The organism is Actinokineospora sp. NBRC 105648 (assembly GCF_030269645.1).
Taxonomy (GTDB): Bacteria; Actinomycetota; Actinomycetes; order Mycobacteriales; family Pseudonocardiaceae; genus Actinokineospora.
Map to the genome: position 1 here is coordinate 16,141 of NZ_BSTR01000071.1, position 17,895 is coordinate 34,035.

The window sequence follows — 17,895 nt, forward strand, 5'->3', positions numbered from 1 at the left end:
AGGCCGGACGGCACCCGGGCGGCCATGCCAGGATGACAAGGTGACCAGGCCAGATCCACGTCAGACCGCCGCACTGTCGGCCGCCCTCTCGCGGGCCGTAGACCTCTCCGCCCTCAAGGCGCGCGCGGACGCGGCGAAGACACCGCCGCCCGCCGCCGCCGGGACGTCCGCCGCCCCCACCCAGGGCGGCGCGCACGCCATCGATGTCACCGAGGCAGGCTTCCAGGCCGAGGTGGTCGAACGCTCCCTGCAGATCCCCGTCGTCGTCGCCTTGGTGGCGAGCTGGTCCGCGCAGTCCCAGCAGCTCGTCGCCGTGCTGGAGAAGCTGGCCGCCCAGGACCGGGGTTCCTGGCTGCTGGCCAAGGTGGACATCGAGCTCAACCCCCGCGTCGCCCAGCTCTTCGGCGTGCAGGCGGTCCCGATGGTGGTCGCCATCGCGGGCGGCCAACCGGTGGACGCCTTCAACGACGTCCCCCCGGAAGACCGCGTCCGCCAGTGGATCGACAGCATCCTGGACGCCCTCCGAGACCGCCTCCCCGGCATCCGTGCCGCCGAGGCGGGCGAGGGAGCGGCCGCCGAGGAAGAACCCGCACCGGAGCCCGAGGACGAACGCTTCACCACAGCCGAAGCAGCCTTCGACCGCGGCGACTTCCCGGCAGCCGAGACCGCCTACCAGGCGATCCTCGACGCCGAACCCGGGAACACCGAGGCCAAGGCAGCACTGGCCCAGGTCAAGTTCCTGGCCCGCGCCCAAGCCACCGACCCGTCGGTGATCGTCCGCGCGGACATCTCACCGGACGACGTCGACGCACAGCTGTCGGCGGCGGACCTGGAGGTGGCAGGCCAGCAGGTGGAGCAGGCGTTCGCCCGCTTGATCGCGGCGGTCCGACGGTCCTCGGGACCGGAACGGGACAAGGCCCGCACGCACCTGGTCTCCCTGTTCGACCTGTTCGCCGCAGACGACCAGCGCGTCGCAAAGGCCCGACGAGACCTGGCCAGCGCTCTGTTCTAAAGTCCCAAGTGGACAAACGGAGGCCCACCCCGAACCACCCATGACACGGTTCGCGGTGGGCCTCTGCGTTTCACTGGCCCTGTCCTGCCTGTCTGCCGCCCGGCCCAGCCCCAGCCCGGCCCCCCAGCCCAGCGCTCTGCCCGCCCTGCCTACTCAGCCCCGGCCCCGCTCTGCCCTGCTCTTCTGTCTTTGCCTTCACTCTCTAATTCTCAAGCCCTACGGAACGCAACACCCGTTACGGATGTGCTCGATCTGGCGGACTCCCTTTGTGTGGGGGAGGAGTGCCGCTAACCTTGACCTGGTGGTGGGGATGCCCTTCACCCCACGCTTTTTCCCCACCGCGGTGCTCTAGGGGCCCCACGCAAAGGGAGTTCGCCAGATCGAGCCCGCGTCTTAGTCGGGCAACCTGTACGAGCTACGCCCAGTTCATAACACGTAGCCCATACGGGTTGCCCGACTAAAGCGGCGCTCGATTCAGTGAACTCACTTCGCGCGGGGCCCCTAGAGCACCGCGGTGGTGAAAAAAGGGCGGGTGAAGAGCATCCCCACCACACGGCAAGTTTAGCGGTACTCTCCCCCCACACGAAGTGAGTCCACTGAATCGAGCACATCCGTAGCGGGTGTTGCGCAGCGTAGGGCTTGAGATCTAAAAATGAAAATCAAAGGGAAGGACTAGCTGAACTGGTTTGCGCAGCCCTTGTCGCCTTCGAAATAACCGATTCGGAAGGCCTCGACCCGTGCGAAGCCGGACGGCACCTGTTTGCCGTTCGCGTCCGCTGCCACCAGGCTGTTGTCCTGCAGGAGTTCCGCCACTGCCTCGTCCAGGTCGCCCACCGCCAGTCTGAGCTTCCGACCGCCGCCCGAGTCCGCTGTGTCGGTGAACTTCGCCCATGCGCCAGTCAGGCATGCGGTGCGCAGGCCGGTCTTGTCGCCGTCCAGCGGGGCGCCCACTGACTTCTGGATCGACAGCGAGTACCGGGACGCGATTTCCGCGAATGCCGCGAAGTCGCCGATTCCGGCTCCGTCGACGCCGGGCTCTTGTCCGCGCTTGGGTGGTGTGGCGATCTTCTGCATGGCGTCCGGGTCGATGGCCACCACGTTCTCCTCGCCGCAGAAGGAGACCGGTGGGGTGGACTTGCCCTGTTTGCAGTCCGCGCCCTGGTAGGTGATCTTCGGGGGATTGGCGCCGGTGCGCTTGAAGGCGTCGTCGAGGCTCTTCTGCAGCAGCTCTTGGACCTTGACGTCCGCGAATCGGACGTCGCCGTTCTTGGAGCCCTGCATCTCCGTTTCCTTGCGCTCCTTCTCCACGACTCGGCTGTTGACCTCGTCCTGGTTCATCCGGGAGCAGCGGGTGGGGCCCTCGGAGAAGCCCGCCTGGAAGGCGAAGACGCGATCGAAGGCCAGTCCGTGGGCGCCCTGCTTGCTCGCCGAGAGGCCTGCCGGGTCGCGGATGAAGAACATGGTGGCCAGCACGTGGTTGAGGCCCTTGCCGGTGTTCACGTCGAAGTGCTTGGCCTTTCCTTCCGCCACCCAGCGGAAGAAGCCGCCCGCGTAGCAGTCGGCCTGCTGTTCCTTGACGATCGTCGGGGTCGACTGGCTGATGTTGCTCTTGGCCCCCAACCGGAACTGGACGGCGTGGCCCATCTCGTGCGCCAGCACCGCGACCACCGACATCGGGCCGAACTGCTTGTTCAGCATCGGCAGCAGGACGCCGCGGTCCCAGGCCACGCTGTCGTCCGCGCCGCAGTAGAAGGCGTTGACCAACTGGGCGGTGCTCTGGCCGCACAGCTTGATCGCGGTGCCGTCGGAGTCGTAGGAGGCGAGTCGCTTGATCGGTTCGAACTGCTGGCCGTCGAAGTCGGCGGGCATGCGCTCGGACCAGTAGTCGTAGATGTCGGACAGCGCGTTGACCGCGAGCCGGTCCATCTCGCCGTTGTCGGCGTTCTCGACCGGGATGGTGGCGTCGCTCGCGTCGGTCTTCGGGCCGTTGGGGCCGTCGTTGTTCACCGGGATGCCCGCCGCGGTGCCCGCGTCGATGTCGCCGACGCCGCGCGGCCTGCCCTCGATCGGCTGGGCCGCGCAGCCACCGAGCTGGACGACCACCGCGACCGCCGCCGCGAGGGCAGCCGCCACCCGCACACGCGCACCGATTCCCCGCACCGTGTCCCCTACTCCACATCCGTTTGGCCTGGGTGCACAGTACTTGCCCGCTCGAACCCGCGGGAGCGGATCAGGCGAGCCCGCACTGCTGGGCGCCCTTGGTGAAGCCCTCGCGGAAGGCCCGCACCCGGTCGAAGCCCGCGCTGGGGGCGGCGCCGGTGACGTCGCGCGCGGCGTAGTCGTAGTCCAGGGACACCTGGACGGCCTCGTCCAGGTCACCGGGGGACAGGTAGACCTTGGTGGCGGAGAACAGGGAACCGGTGAACGCCCCGGACAGGCACATCACCGACGTCTGCGCGTCCGGGCCCTCCAGCGGCTTGCCCACCGCGGCCAGGGCCGCCATCGCGTAGCGGCTGGTGAGCAGGGTGCCGGTGGCGTAGTCGCCGATGTCGGCGTGGATCCCGCGCAGTTCGGCGCCCGCGTCGAACTCCACGGCGTTGGCCGAGCGGCAGTAGGCGACCGGGCCCTGCTTCTTCGCGTCGCAGTCGGCGGTGTCCTGGGTGGTGTGCAGCGCGGGCTTGGTCCACTGCTTGCCCACCCTGGCCACCTCGGCGCCGAAGTACTCCTCCAGGCTCGGCGTGATCGAGCCGACGACCTGGTCGAAGGTGACGTTGCCGCCGCGCGCCTGGTCGTCGGCGGTGGTGAAGTCGGTGAGGGTGAACGTGCGGTTGTCCACCGTCATCCCCGAGCACAGCTTGATGCCCTGCTCGTAGCCGTCCTGGAACGCCGAGACGCGGTCGAAGGCGTCCCCGTGCGCGCCGCGGTCGGTCTGGTCGGTGCCGACCGGGTCGCGGAAGCTGATCAGCGACTCCAGCGCGGTGTCCAGCCGGTCCTTGGCGATGCTCAGGTGCTCGGCCTTGCCGTCGGCCACCCAGCGCACGAAGGCGCCCGCGTAGCAGTCGGCCATCGCCTCGATCAGGATCGTCGGGAACTTGCGCGGGTCGGCCTTGCGCTCGGTGGCCCCGGCGCCGGTGCGGTTCTGCACCGCGTGGCCCATCTCGTGCGCCAGCACCAGCATCACCGCGGCCTCGCCGAACCGGTCGCGCAGCACCGGCAGCAGCGCGGCCCGGTCCCAGGCGATCGAGTCGGCGGTGGGGCAGTAGAACGCGTTGCCCTCGACGTCGATGGCGTCCTTGGTGCAAGGCGGCGCCTTGCTGCCCGCGTCGGCGGTGTCGACCGAGTAGTAGCCGCCCTTGAGGTCCTCGTACTCCTTGCCGAAGGCGTCCGGGAACTGCTGGGTCCAGTACGAGCGCACGTCGGTGATCACCGTGGCGGCCAGCCGGTCGATCTCCCCGCCGTCGGTGTTCTCGACGAAGGAGGGATCGACCCCACCGGTGCCGCCCGGGTCGTCGCGCGAGACGACCGCGCCCTGGCTGACCGGTTTGCCGGGGATCGCGGTCGTGCAGGCACTGGCGGCGAACACGGCCAACACCGCGATCAGGGCAGGCACGAGCCGGGCCGGACCGGGTCGAGTTCGCGTGCGCACCCGTCCAGTGTGCCCCAGCGGGCGCGCGCCGCGGATCAAGACGGCTCGGGTACCAGCCACACCACACCCTGCGGCGGCAGCTGCAGGACCACCGACGCGGGTCTGCCGTGCCACGGCGTGGCCTCGGCCTGCACCACGCCCAGGTTGCCGACCCCGGAGCCGCCGTAGACCTCGGCGTCGGTGTTGACCACCTCGCGCCAGCGGCCGGTGCGGGGGAGCCCGACCCGGTAGTCGCGGTGCGGGCCACCGGAGAAGTTGGCCACGCACAGCAGCTCCGAGTCCGCACCCACGCGCAGGAAGCTGAGCACGTTGCCCGCCGAGTCGTTGGCGTCGATCCAGGAGAAGCCCTCGGGCCGGGTGTCGTCGACGTAGAGCGCGGGCTGCTCGCGGTAGACCGCGTTCAGGTCGCGCACCAGCGCCTGCACGCCCCGGTGCAGCGGCTGCTCGGTCAGCTCCCAGTCCAGCGAGCGCGACTCCGACCACTCGCGGACCTGGCCGAACTCCTGGCCCATGAACAGCAGCTGCTTGCCCGGGTGCGCCCACATGAAGGCCAGCAGCGCGCGCAGGCCCGCCGCCTTGTTCCAGTCGTCGCCGGGCATCCGGGTCCAGAGCGAGCCCTTGCCGTGCACCACCTCGTCGTGTGACAGCGGCAGCATGAAGTTCTCACTCCACGCGTACACCAGCGCGAAGGTGATCTCGTTGTGGTGGAACTTGCGGTGCACCGGGTCATGGCCGATGTAGCTGAGCGTGTCGTGCATCCAGCCCATGTTCCACTTGAAGCCGAAGCCCAGCCCGCCCAGGTGCGTCGGCCGGGTGACACCGGGCCACGCCGTCGACTCCTCGGCGATCATGACCGCGCCGGGGTGGTGCTTGTAGACGGTGGCGTTGAGCTCCTGCAGGAAGCGCACCGCGTCCAGGTTCTCCCGGCCGCCGTGCGCGTTGGGCAGCCACTCGCCTTCCTTGCGCGAGTAGTCGAGGTAGAGCATCGAGGCCACCGCGTCGACCCGCAGGCCGTCGATGTGGAACTCCTCGATCCAGTACAGCGCGTTGGCCACCAGGAAGTTGCGCACCTCGGTGCGGCCGAAGTCGAAGACCAGGGTGCCCCAGTCCGGCTGCTCGCCCCGGCGCGGGTCGCCGTGCTCGTAGAGCGGGCTGCCGTCGAAGCGGGCCAGCGCCCAGGAGTCGCGCGGGAAGTGGGCGGGGACCCAGTCCATGATCACGCCGATGCCGCGCCCGTGCAGCGCGTCGACCAGGTGCCGGAACTCGTCCGGGGTGCCGAACCGGGCGGTCGGCGCGAAGTACGAGGTGACCTGGTAGCCCCAAGAGCCGCCGAACGGGTGCTCGGCCACCGGCAGCAGCTCGACGTGGGTGAAGTTGTGCTCGGTCAGGTAGTCGCCGAGCTGCTCGGCCAGCTCGCGGTAGTCCAGCCCGCGCCGCCACGAGCCCAGGTGCACCTCGTAGGCGCTCATCGGCGCGGAGCCCCACGCGGTCGCGTCCCGGCGGGCTAGCCACTCCGCGTCCTGCCACTGGTACTCCGAAGTGGACACCACCGACGCGGTCGCGGGCGGCACCTCGGTGGCGAAGGCCATCGGGTCGGCCTTCTCGTGCCAGGAGCCGTCGGCGCCGTGGATGCGGAACTTGTACCGGGTCCCCGGGGTCACCCCGGGGAGGAAGACCTCCCACACCCCGGACGAGCCCAGCGAGCGCATCGGGTTGGCCCGGCCGTCCCAGCCGTCGAAGTCTCCGCACACCCGCACGCCCCGGGCCGAGGGCGCCCAGACGGCGAACGAGGTGCCGATGACGGTCCCCTGCCCGGTCTCGTACGAGCGCACGTGCGCGCCCAGCGCCTCCCAGAGCCGCTCGTGCCTGCCCTCGCCGAACAGGTGCAGGTCCAGCTCGCCCAGCGTGGGCAGCCAGCGGTAGGGGTCCTCGACCAGCTCGGGGCCCGCGCCGTAGTCCACTTCGAACAGGTACTCCAGGGGCGCGGTGTCGAGGTCGACGGCGTAGACGCTGTCGGCCACCTCGGTCATCTCGTGCCGCTCGTCGCCGACGAGCACCGCCACGGACTTGGCGTTGGGCCGCAGCGCGCGGACCACCGCCCCGGCCGCGGTCGGGTGCACGCCCAGCAGCGAGTGCGGGTCGTGGTGCGCGCCTGCGAGCAGGCGCTCGATCTCGTCAACCAAGAGGATCAACCCTGGGATATGTAGGACTGGAGCTGGTCGCGTGCCGCTTCCAGCTGGCTGATGTGGCTCTTGACGACATCGCCGATGCTCACGATGCCGACCAGGGAACCGTCGACGACCACCGGCAGGTGCCGGATCCGCCGCTCGGTCATCGTGGCGGCCAGGCTGTCGACGCTGTCGTCGGGCCGCGCGCTCAGCACGGCGGTCGTCATGATCTCCGCGACGGTGGCGTTGAGCAGGTCCGGGCCACGGGCGCCGAGCTCGCGCACGACGTCGCGTTCGGACACGATGCCGACCACCGCGGCGCCGTCGATCACCACCAGCGCACCCACGTTGCGCTCGGCGAGCAGCGCGACCAACCCCGCCACCGTGGTGCCCGGGTCGATGGTGGTGACCTCGGAGCCCTTGCCCCGCAGCACATCCGCGATCCGCATGACGGACACCCCGATCCTGATCTTGGCGGTTCCCCGCTAACGGGCGTTGTCGATCAGGTTAGCCACGATTGTGATTACCCGATACTCGTGCTGCCTAAAAGTCGTAATCAGGGAATTCCCGGCGCGCGGCGGATCGCCGCCAGCGGGATGGGCACCCAGTCCGGCCGGTTGCGGTGCTCGTAGGCGACCTCGTAGACCGCCTTGTCCAGCTCGAACGCGCGCAGCAGCGCGGCGTCCGCGCGCGGGTCCTCGCCGACCGTGGCGTACCCGTCGCAGAACGCCGACCGGTTGCGGTCGGCCCATTCCGCGGCCCGGGTCAACCGCTGGTTGTCCGGCTCGTCACCGGCCAGCAGGTGCAGCGCGGCGTAGTCGAACGAGCGCAGCATCCCGGCCACGTCGCGCAGCGGCGAGCGCATCCGCACCCGCTCCCGCGGCGCCGAGGCGGGCTCGCCCTCGAAGTCGATCAGCACCCAGCCCGCCGTGGTGCGCAGCACCTGGCCCAGGTGCAGGTCGCCGTGGATGTGCTGCACCGGCATCGCCGAGACCGCCCGCACCGCGTCGAACGCCTCGCGCAGCGTGCGCTCGTGCTCGGCGAGCGCGGGCACCTCGGCGAGCACCGCGTCCAGCCGGGCGTGCATCTCGGCCACCCCGGCGTCGACGTCGTGGTCGACCTGGGTGCCCAGCTCCTCGGCCAAGTCGGCGTGCACCTGGGCCACCGCGGCGCCGAGCCGGGAGGCCTCGCCCGCGAAGTCGCCGCCGACCTCGCGGGCGTGCAGGTCGCCCTCGGCCAGCAGGTCGCGCACGCTGGCCGTGGCGGTCGCCCAGCCCTCGGCGGCGTCGCCGAGGTAGCGCTGGGCGAAACCGAGCACGCAGTCGTCGTCCTCGACCGTGGCCACCGGCGCGGCCACCTGGGTGCTGCCCGCGCTGGCCAGCGCCCGGTGCAGGTCCACGTCCCGGTTCGCGCCGGGCGTGGGCCTGCGGAACAGCTTGAGGATGTAGTGGTAGCCGTAGACGATCGAGGTGTTGCTCTGCTCCACCCCGATCGGCCGCGCCCGCAGGCCGGTGACCAGCGAGATCCCCGGCTCCGGCCGCCAGTGCAGCGACCCGGTGTCCGCGCTGGTGGCCAGCAGGTCCAGCAGGCCCGCCATCAGCTCCGGGTCGTGCGCCGCCTCATAGGCGTAGGACTCCCCGATCCGCCCGATCAACGAGCCGTTGAGGTGCTCGGGCAGCTGGTAGCGCACCCCGATGAACACCTGGTACAGCTCGCCGTCGACGTCGAGCAGTGCGTGCACCAGGGTCGGCTCGCCGCTGCTGAGCACCTCCGCGCGTTCCACCCGCACGTCGGTCAGGTCCCGCCCCTTCGCCGCGAACCACCGCTGCGCCGGTAGCCAGGCGCGCAGGTCGTCCGCCAGTGATTCCACGGCGTGCAGGGGTCGGGTGCTCACTGGGGTTCGCCCTCCTCGTGGGGTTGGGTGATCTGGAACCAGTAGAAGCCGTGCCCTGGCAATGTGAGCAGGTACGGCAGCTCGCCGATGGCGGGGAAGCGCACCCCGCCGGTCAGTTCCACGGGCACGCACCCGTCGTGCTCGGACAGGTGCAGCTCCACCGGCTGCGGGAACCGGGACAGGTTGTTCACGCAGATCACGACGTCGCCCTCGTGCCTGCGCAGGTAGGCCAGCACGCTCGGGTTCGACGAGCCGAGCTCGGTGAAGTCGCCGTGGCCGAACGCCGGGTGCTCGGTGCGGACCTGCAGCATCCGCCGGGTCCAGTGCAGTAGCGACGAGGTGTTGTTCATCGCCGACTCGACGTTGACCGCCTGGAACCCGTACACCGGGTCGGCGATCGTGGGCAGGTAGAGCCTGCCCGGGTCGCAGCGGGAGAACCCGGCGTTGCGGTCCGGCGACCACTGCATCGGGGTGCGGACCGCGTCGCGGTCGCCCAGCCAGATGTTGTCGCCCATGCCGATCTCGTCGCCGTAGTACAGGACGGGCGAGCCGGGCAGCGACAGCAGCAGCGCGGTGAACAGCTCCTGCTGGTTGCGGTCGTTGTCCAGCAGCGGCGCCAACCGCCTGCGGATGCCGATGTTGGCCTTCATCCGCGGGTCCTTGGCGTACTCCGCGTACATGTAGTCGCGCTCCTCGTCGGTGACCATCTCCAGGGTCAGCTCGTCGTGGTTGCGCAGGAAGATGCCCCACTGGGCACCCGAGGGGATCGAGGGCGTCTGGGCCAGGATCTCCGAGATCGGGAACCGCGACTCCCGGCGCACCGCCATGAAGATCCGCGGCATCAGCGGGAAGTGGAACGCCATGTGGCACTCGTCGCCGCCGACCCCCTGGTCACCGAAGTACTCGACCACGTCCGCGGGCCACTGGTTGGCCTCGGCCAGCAGGACCCGGCCCGGGTACTCGTCGTCGACGACCTTGCGGCAGCGCTTGAGGAACTCGTGCGTGCGGGGGAGGTTCTCGCAGTTGGTGCCCTCCTCCTCGAACAGGTAGGGCACAGCGTCGAGGCGGAAGCCGTCGATGCCGATGTCCAGCCAGAACCGCAGGACGTCCAGCATCGCCTCCTGGACCTCGGGGTTCTCGTAGTTCAGGTCCGGCTGGTGGGAGAAGAACCGGTGCCAGTAGAACTGGCCGCGCACCGGGTCGTAGGTCCAGTTCGAGGTCTCGGTGTCAACGAAGATGATCCGCGCGTCCGAGTACCGGTCGTCGGTGTCCGACCAGACGTAGTAGTCGCCGTACGGGCCGTCCGGGTGCTGCCGCGACTCCTGGAACCACGGGTGCGCGTCCGAGGTGTGGTTGAGCACCAGGTCGGTGATCACCCGGATGCCGCGCTTGTGCGCCTGGTCGAGCAGGTAGCCGAAGTCGTCCACGGTGCCGAACTCGGGCAGCACGGCGCGGAAGTCGCTGATGTCGTAGCCGCCGTCGCGCAGCGGCGAGGCGTAGAACGGGGGCAGCCACAGGCAGTCGATGCCCAGCCATTGCAGGTAGTCGAGCTTGTCGGCGAGCCCGCGCAGGTCGCCGGTGCCGTTGCCGTCGGAGTCGTTGAAGGCCCGGACCAGCACCTCGTAGAAGACCGCGCTCTTGTACCAGCGCGGGTCCGGCGGTGCTGACCGCGCGTGGTGGAAGTCCTCGGCTTGCGGCTCGGTCAGGTGACCGTCGGCCGTCACGCCCTCGCCAGTGTGGGGAATACCCGCCAGACCCAGAGCCGCGTCGGGCGCGGTGGAGTCCTGAACCGTCATGCTCTCGCCCTGTCACCGTCGTCGTTGTCGGTGCGCAATACGTACCACGTCCCGGCTGGTACGACGCGCTACCCCTGTCCGACCTCCACGTCTCCCCTCTGCCGCTGGGTGTCTCGTGTGGGCGGTCGTGCCGCGCCCCGGCAGCGGCGGCGTCCCGCGGGCGTCACCCGGGGACGTACCACCGATGGCGGATTCCTACGCGGCCGTGATGATCATCGTCGGATGTGGACGATGTGGGCCACCGAGGTCCACGGGTCGAGACGGACGTAGTTGCCCCGGCCCCACTGCCAGGTCTGGCCGGACACCTCGTCGTGCGCGCCGTGGGTGGCGTCCGGGTCCAGGCCGAGCGCCTCCCAGTCCGGCCAGAGGGTGCCCTCCTGGGGCGTGTTCGGGTCCAGCGTGACGATGGTGAACACGGTGTCGCCGGACTCCGGGTCGGTCTTGGAGTAGGCGATCAGGGCGTCGTTGTCGATGTGGTGGAAGCGCAGCGTGCGCAGCTGCTGCAGCGCGGGGTGCGCCCGCCGGATCGCGTTCAGGCGGGTGATCCACGGCTGCAGCGAGCGACCGTCGGCCAGCGCCCCGGCGAAGTCGCGCGGGCGCAGCTGGTACTTCTCGGAGTCCAGGTACTCCTCGCTGCCCGGGTGCACGGCCTCGTGCTCGTAGAGCTCGTAGCCGGCGTAGACGCCCCAGGCGGGGGCCATGGTGGCGGCCAGCGCCGCGCGGATGGCGAAGGTCGCCCGGCCGCCGTGCTGCAGCGACTCGTGCAGGATGTCTGGGGTGTTGACGAACAGGTTCGGCCGGGCCTCGTCGGCGTGCGCGACGATGTCCTCGCCGAACTCGGTCAGCTCCTGCTTGCTGGTGCGCCAGGTGAAGTAGGTGTAGGACTGGGTGAACCCGAGCTTGGCCAGCCCGTAGAGGCGGGCGGGCCGGGTGAACGCCTCGGACAGGAACAGCACGTCGGGGTCGACGGCCTTCACCTGCCGGATCAACCACTCCCAGAAGTCCGGCGGCTTGGTGTGCGGGTTGTCCACTCGGAACACCCGGACGCCGTGCTCGACCCAGAGGAGGATCACCCGCAGCACCTCGGCGTAGAGGCCCTCGGGGTCGTTGTCGAAGTTGACCGGGTAGATGTCCTGGTACTTCTTGGGCGGGTTCTCCGCGTAGGCGATGGTCCCGTCCGGGCGGGTGGTGAACCACTCCGGGTGCTTGCTGACCCAGGGGTGGTCGGGCGCGCACTGGAGCGCGAAGTCGAGGGCGATCTCCAGGTCGAGCTCGCGGGCGCGGGCGACGAAGGCGTCGAAGTCGTCGAAGGTGCCCAGCTCGGGGTGGATGGCGTCGTGGCCACCCGCGGTGGAGCCGATGGCCCAGGTGGAGCCGACGTCACCGGGCTTGGAGTCGACGGAGTTGTTCGGGCCCTTGCGGTTCACCTCGCCGATGGGGTGGATCGGCGGCAGGTAGACGATGTCGAAGCCCATCGCGGCGACCCGGTCCAGCTCGGCGGTGGCGGTCGCGAAGGTGCCGTGGACCGGCTTGCCCTCGGTGTCGAGGCCGCCGGTGGAGCGGGGGAAGAACTCGTACCAGGAGCCGTAGAGGGCGGTCTTGCGGTCGACCCACACCTGGTGGGCCTTGCCCTTGGTGACCAGCTCGCGCACGGGGTGCACGGTCATCACCCGGCGGGCGGAGTCCGACAGCGCCTCGGCGATCCGCGCGGACAGCGGCATGGCGGTGTCGCGCAGCGCGCGGGCGGCGGAGACGAGGAGCTTGCGGTCGGTGCTGCGATCGGGCCTGCGCCCGACGCGCTCCAGCAGGCGGGCACCGGTCTCCAGGTCGTTGGCCACCTCGTCGGCGGTCTGCCCGGCGGCGACCTTCACCTCGATGGTGTGCACCCAGGTGGACCAAGGGTCGCTCCACGCGTCGACGCGGAAGGTCCAGAGCCCCTCCCGGTCCGGGACGATGTCGGCGACCCACCGGTCCGACGCGATCCCCTCGGGCCGCATCCGCGTCCGCCGGGCCTTGGCGTCATGCGGACCACGCCACGCGACGGTGGCCGCGATCGCGTCGTGCCCCTCCCGCCAGACGGTGGCTCTGACCGGGATGTGTTCCCCCACAACGGCTTTCGCGGGGTACCGACCGCAAGAGACGATCGGGGAGACGTCATCGATACCCAGCCGACCGCTCACCGGTCAGGCTCCTCTCCATCGCGGGTGCTTGCCGCCTAGTCTGCCCTGCGGGGCTGAGATCGCCACACCGCCCTCCACCAAAGTCGAGGACACCGGATCACCCGCAGGGGTGGTCTGGGAGGTACCCACTTTCCAGCGACCTGAACCCGTGTTGCTCACGGCCGCACTCCGGTGATTCGGTGCCCAGTGCCCCGGTGCCGCAGGGTCTCCCCGGCCCCGTCGGTGTGTCCGCTGTCCGCCTAGCCCCCATCAAGGCTCGTGGCCACTGCCTCACCCGCCTAACAGCCCATCAAGCTCGTGCCCACTGGTTTACCCGCCTAACAGCGCAGGGGCGCGGCCGCCTCCGTGTCCCGCTCACCCTGCAGCCCCGCGACACCTCGCACCGCTGCGGCAATGCCTCGCTTCTTGTCGCCCCCGACGGCATCATCAAGGCCTGCCGTGCCCTGGCCCAGTACAGCGGGTTCGCCGCGCCACCCCCAGGCACCTCCTGGGCGCCACTTGCCGCAGTCAGCACCTCGGAATGCGTTGAGCCGCCACCTGTTCACCTAGCCCTCACCAGGCGGCCACCTCACCCGTGAACCACCGCATCGAGCACGAACCACCCACCACTCCACTTGATCTGCTGATTGGTCTGATCTGCTGCCGCCTGCTTATCTCTTTATCTCTGCCCTCTGCCCTCTGCCCTCTGCCCTCTGCCCTCTGCCCTCTGGCCGTTCCCTCTCTCTCCCTCTCCCTGTGGGCCCGGCGTCTGTCCCCTCTGGTCTCGGCCGACGGCCACGCCCGCAGGATTTCGACTAGTTTTCGATTCCACCACCTGCGCTGACCAGTGGTTTCCCTGCCGTCAGGGGTCGCGGTGGCGGTCGGGCGGGCCTCGCATGGCTTGCTCGATCCAGGTTGGCCGCTAGGGTCGGACTCCGTGAAAGCTGTCCGTCGATTCACCGTCCGTGCCGGGCTCCCCGAGCCGCTCGCCGATCTCGGCGTGCTCGCCACCAACCTGCGGTGGACGTGGCATCCGCCCACTCAGGACCTGTTCGCCGCCGTCGACCGCGAGATCTGGGAGCGGGTGGGCGGCGATCCGCTGCACCTGCTGGCCCAGGTGCCCGCTGAGCGACTCGAGCAGTTGTCGAACGACCGGGACTTCCTCTCCAGGGTCGCCGAGGTCGCCGACGACCTGCGCCGCTACCTCGGTGAGCCCCGCTGGTACCAGCGCCGGGACGGCGACTCGAACGGCACCCGCCTACCGGGGTCGATCGCCTACTTCTCGATGGAGTTCGGCGTCACCGAGGCACTGCCCAACTACTCCGGCGGGCTCGGCGTGCTGGCGGGTGACCACCTGAAGGCGGCCTCCGACCTCGGTGTCCCGCTCATCGGTGTCGGGCTGCTCTACCGGTCCGGCTACTTCCGGCAGTCGCTGTCCCTCGACGGGTGGCAGGTCGAGCACTACCCGGTGATCGACCCGAACGGCCTCCCGCTGGAGCCGCTGACCGAGCCGTCCGGGGCGCCGATCCTCGTGCACGTGGCGATGCCCGGCGGTCGGGTGCTGCGCGCGCGGATCTGGAAGGCCCAGGTCGGTCGGGTGCCGCTGCTGCTGCTGGACTCCGACATCGAGGAGAACGCCGACGACCTGCGCGGGGTCACCGACCGCCTCTACGGCGGCGACCAAGATCACCGGATCCGCCAGGAGATCCTCGCCGGTGTCGGCGGGGTGCGCGCGGTTCGCACCTACTGCGAGCTGACCGGCGTCCCGCAGCCCGAGGTGTTCCACACCAACGAGGGGCACGCGGGCTTCCTCGGCCTGGAACGCCTGCGGGAGTTGGTCTCCGGCCAGGGCTTGGACTTCGACCAGGCACTCTCCGCGGTGCGCGCGGGCACCGTGTTCACCACGCACACCCCGGTCCCGGCCGGGATCGACCGGTTCCCGGTGGACCTCGTGCAGTACTACTTCGGCGACGGCACCCTGCTCCCCGGCATCGACCTCCGCCGTGTCTTGGCGCTCGGTGCCGAGGAGAACGCGGGCATGTTCAACATGGCCCACATGGGTCTGCGACTCGCCCAGCGCGCGAACGGCGTGTCGAAGCTGCACGGCGCGGTCAGCCGGAGCATGTTCGGCGGCCTGTGGCCCGGCTTCGACACCGACGAGGTCCCGATCTCCTCGGTCACCAACGGCGTGCACGGCCCGACCTGGGCTGCCCGGGAGATCACCGCTGTCGTCGGCGACCCCGAGGAAGCACCCGAACCGAACCCCGACACCGCGGCCGTCACCGACGCCCGGCTCTGGGAGCTGCGGTGTGGGCTCCGCGAGCGCCTCGTCACCGAGGTGCGCCGCCGGGTCCGCGCGGCCTGGCTGCAACGTGGTGCCTCGGCACTGGAGCTGGGTTGGACCGACTCGGTGTTCGACCCCGACGTGCTCACCGTCGGTTTCGCCCGCCGCGTGCCCACCTACAAGCGGCTCACCCTGATGCTGCGCGACCCGGAGCGCCTGCGCGCCCTCCTGCTGCACCCGGAGCGTCCGGTGCAGCTGGTGGTCGCCGGGAAGTCGCACCCCGCCGACGACGGCGGCAAGGCGCTGATCCAGCAGATCGTGCGCTTCGCCGACGACGCCCAGGTCCGCCACCGCATCGTGTTCCTCCCGGACTACGACATGTCCATGGCCCGCTACCTCTACTGGGGCTGCGACGTCTGGCTGAACAACCCGATGCGTCCGCTGGAGGCGTGCGGCACCTCCGGCATGAAGGCGGCCCTCAACGGCGGGCTGAACCTGTCCATCCGGGACGGTTGGTGGGACGAGTTCTACGACGGCAGCAACGGTTGGGCCATCCCGACCGCGGACGGGGTCACCGACCCGGTCCGCCGGGACGATCTCGAGGCGGCCGCGCTCTACGAGTTGCTCGGGTCGCAGGTTGCTCCTCTCTACTACGACCGGGACGCCGCGGGCGTGCCGGTGCGGTGGATGGCGATGGTGCGCCACACCCTGTCGTCGTTGGGTCCGCAGGTCCAGGCGACCCGCATGGTGCAGGAGTACGTCGAGTCGGCCTACGCCCCCGCCGCCACCGCGGGCGCGTTGGCCCAGTCTGACGACTTCCGCGTCGCCCGGGACCTAGCCGAGTACCGCAACCGGCTCGCGGGCGCCTGGCAGCGCGTCCGCGTCACCGATTGCGAGCTGGCCCTGGACGAGGGCCACACCCCGGTGATCGGTGACCGGGTCAGCGTCAACGCCAACGTCGACCTGGCCGGGCTCGACCCGTCCGACGTCGAGGTGCAGGCCGTCGTCGGTCGAGTCGGCGACACCGACGAGCTCAGTGACGTGGTCACCGCCGTGATGCACCCGGTGAGTGAGGGTCGCTACTCGACCGAGCTGGCTCTGCCGCACGCGGGCGCTCTCGGTGTCACCGCCCGTGTCCTCCCCAAGCACGGATTGCTTGCCACACCTGCGGAGTTGGGCAAGGTCGTCCTCGCCTGACCGAGGTCCTTGGTGTTGTTGCCCGGGTGGTCGGATCTTCGATTCGGCCGCCTGGGCAACAGCCTGTTGGTGGTCGCTACGGTTTCAGGTTCGTGGTGAGGAACTCGACGACGCGCGGCCACGCGTCGGCACGTGCCGCGGCATTGCTCCCGGGTGTGCCACCGGTGTCCAGGGCGACGCCGGGACCGGGGATCGTGTTCTCGCCGCTCGGACCGAACGGCGGGGCCGCGATCAGGTGACCGGCGTCGGGATAGTCCACGTGTTCGAACGGGAACACGTGGTCCTGCGTGGCTAATCGGTCGGCGGCGATCGCGCTGTACTTTGTGGACGGCCAGATCCCGTCGTCGCCCGCGGAGATCAGTAGCACCCCACCCCGAATTCGTTCGACTGGGATTTCCGTTTCCGGTGGGTGGTCCTTCGGAAACGCGGATGACATCCGAACCGGTCCGCCGGACTCCACCTGGGTCACCAGGTCGTCCGTGATGTCGTTGGGCACGAACGGGAGGGGATCGCCCTCCGCCGTCCACGCCGGGACCGTGTTGCCGAGGATGCCGAGCAGGTTGGCCCCCTCGCCGATGCCCTGGGTGAGCACCCCGCTGCCGACGATGCTGACCACCGCCCGCACGTCCGGGAAAGCGGAGCCGATCAGCAGAGCGGCCTCCCCGCCGCGCAAACCGCCAACCACCCCCAACCGGGCATGGCTGACGCTGTCCTGTGCGCGCAGAAACCCAAGTGCCGCACCGAAGTACTCGACGGGGATGTCGACGAGCCACTGGGGCACGCCCCGCAAACCGAAGTAGGCCAACGCGAGGACCGTGAAGCCGTGCGCCGCCAAGAGCGCGGCGTCGGCCTCGTGCAAGCCACCCTCGGAACCGCCGAGGAGCAGTACGCCAGGGTGCGCTCGGCCGTCGTCGGTGTGGAAGAGGGTGCCGATCAGCCCGTTGTCGCGGACCACTCGCCGGGCCACGCCCTTGGGCAACCTCCGTCTCTTGATGATGGTCTCGGCCACCGGTTCGCCGTCCAGCAGCGCGGTGAACGTGATCGTCACCGGCGGCAGCACGGTGCTGGACTTGCGCCAAGGCTCCTCGGATGGCCGCGGAGTCATCGACCAGACCAGTCCCATCGGGTCGACTCCGTTGTACCCGCCCGAGTCCGGCGCCGTGGTGGTGAGGTCGAGCTCTCCTTCCTCATTGGTCGTGAACGTGGCCTCGGCTCCCAGCGGGCGCCCGAATCCATCGCGCATCGCGGACTGGACGACGACCTCCCGCAATGCGGGCAGATCGGCCAGCCGGACCGCCAATGGGTGGTCGAGCGGGGCGTCAACAGGTGTCACGGCGAATCGGGCCATGTGTCGATAGTGCCATGGAATCGAGTGGTTCTCGCCGAAGTCCCACTATCGAGTGAAGGACCGTTCGCGCACCTCAAACCGGGTGAAGTAGCGCTATAGTCGAACACGTGTTCACGCCGTGGTCTTGTACTGGGTGGCGGGGCAATGATCGCAGCGCAGGCTGACAGATTCCGGAGGAAACGCGATGGGCAGGACTATGACGACCGAGGTGGCGACGACCGAACCGGTTGTTTCCAGGGGATCGGTTCATGGTTGGGGGTCGGGCCAGGGCGAGATCATGATCACTTGTGGTAGTTGATCTTCCACGTTTGGTGACCACGCTGGGTGTGTCCGGAGTGCGGTTTGGGGATGACCTTCTGTCTGGGAATATGGAAGTTCCTACACAGCCAGT

General features: G+C 69.7%; 10 protein-coding genes. 2 read left to right on the forward strand and 8 right to left on the reverse strand.

The features are described 5' to 3' along the window. Positions 1–40: 40 nt before the first annotated feature. Positions 41–1,012: a tetratricopeptide repeat protein gene (locus QSK30_RS34470; protein WP_285509524.1), complete on the forward strand. Its 972-nt coding sequence runs from the start codon at positions 41–43 to the stop codon at positions 1,010–1,012. Positions 1,013–1,684: 672 nt separating this feature from the next. On the opposite strand, the gene QSK30_RS34475 is transcribed toward QSK30_RS34470, so the two are convergent. The 7 genes from QSK30_RS34475 to QSK30_RS34505 form a co-directional block, all read right to left on the reverse strand. Further along, complete coding sequence (locus tag QSK30_RS34475; protein ID WP_285509526.1) at positions 1,685–3,172, reverse strand: neutral zinc metallopeptidase; 1,488 nt, start codon at positions 3,170–3,172, stop codon at positions 1,685–1,687. Between the two features lie 70 nt (positions 3,173–3,242). After that, the gene (locus tag QSK30_RS34480; protein ID WP_285509528.1) at positions 3,243–4,658 is read right to left on the reverse strand and encodes a neutral zinc metallopeptidase; all 1,416 of its coding nucleotides are present in this window, start codon (positions 4,656–4,658) and stop codon (positions 3,243–3,245) included. A gap of 35 nt (positions 4,659–4,693) precedes the next feature. Continuing rightward, on the reverse strand, positions 4,694–6,841 hold the full coding sequence (gene glgB / locus QSK30_RS34485) for a 1,4-alpha-glucan branching protein GlgB (protein ID WP_285509538.1): 2,148 nt from the start codon (positions 6,839–6,841) through the stop codon (positions 4,694–4,696). A gap of 5 nt (positions 6,842–6,846) precedes the next feature. Further along, entirely contained in the window at positions 6,847–7,275 is a 429-nt protein-coding gene (locus QSK30_RS34490) for a CBS domain-containing protein (RefSeq protein ID WP_285509530.1), read from the reverse strand. A gap of 107 nt (positions 7,276–7,382) precedes the next feature. Then, the gene (locus QSK30_RS34495) at positions 7,383–8,720 is read right to left on the reverse strand and encodes a maltokinase N-terminal cap-like domain-containing protein (RefSeq protein ID WP_285509532.1); all 1,338 of its coding nucleotides are present in this window, start codon (positions 8,718–8,720) and stop codon (positions 7,383–7,385) included. Continuing rightward, a complete protein-coding gene (gene treS / locus QSK30_RS34500; RefSeq protein ID WP_285509533.1) occupies positions 8,717–10,516 on the reverse strand; it encodes a maltose alpha-D-glucosyltransferase in 1,800 nt (599 codons plus the stop codon). Before treS ends, QSK30_RS34495 begins: the two co-directional genes overlap by 4 nt. A 212-nt stretch (positions 10,517–10,728) precedes the next feature. Next, a complete protein-coding gene (locus QSK30_RS34505; protein ID WP_285509534.1) occupies positions 10,729–12,696 on the reverse strand; it encodes an alpha-1,4-glucan--maltose-1-phosphate maltosyltransferase in 1,968 nt (655 codons plus the stop codon). A 916-nt stretch (positions 12,697–13,612) separates the two neighbouring features. Here QSK30_RS34505 and glgP point away from each other — a divergent pair. Next, complete coding sequence (gene glgP, locus QSK30_RS34510; protein WP_285509535.1) at positions 13,613–16,156, forward strand: alpha-glucan family phosphorylase; 2,544 nt, start codon at positions 13,613–13,615, stop codon at positions 16,154–16,156. A gap of 76 nt (positions 16,157–16,232) precedes the next feature. Here glgP and QSK30_RS34515 read toward each other — a convergent pair whose 3' ends face one another. Next, positions 16,233–17,504, reverse strand: coding sequence for an acyl-CoA thioesterase/bile acid-CoA:amino acid N-acyltransferase family protein (locus QSK30_RS34515; protein ID WP_285509536.1), 1,272 nt, complete (start codon positions 17,502–17,504; stop codon positions 16,233–16,235). Positions 17,505–17,895 lie beyond the last annotated feature (391 nt).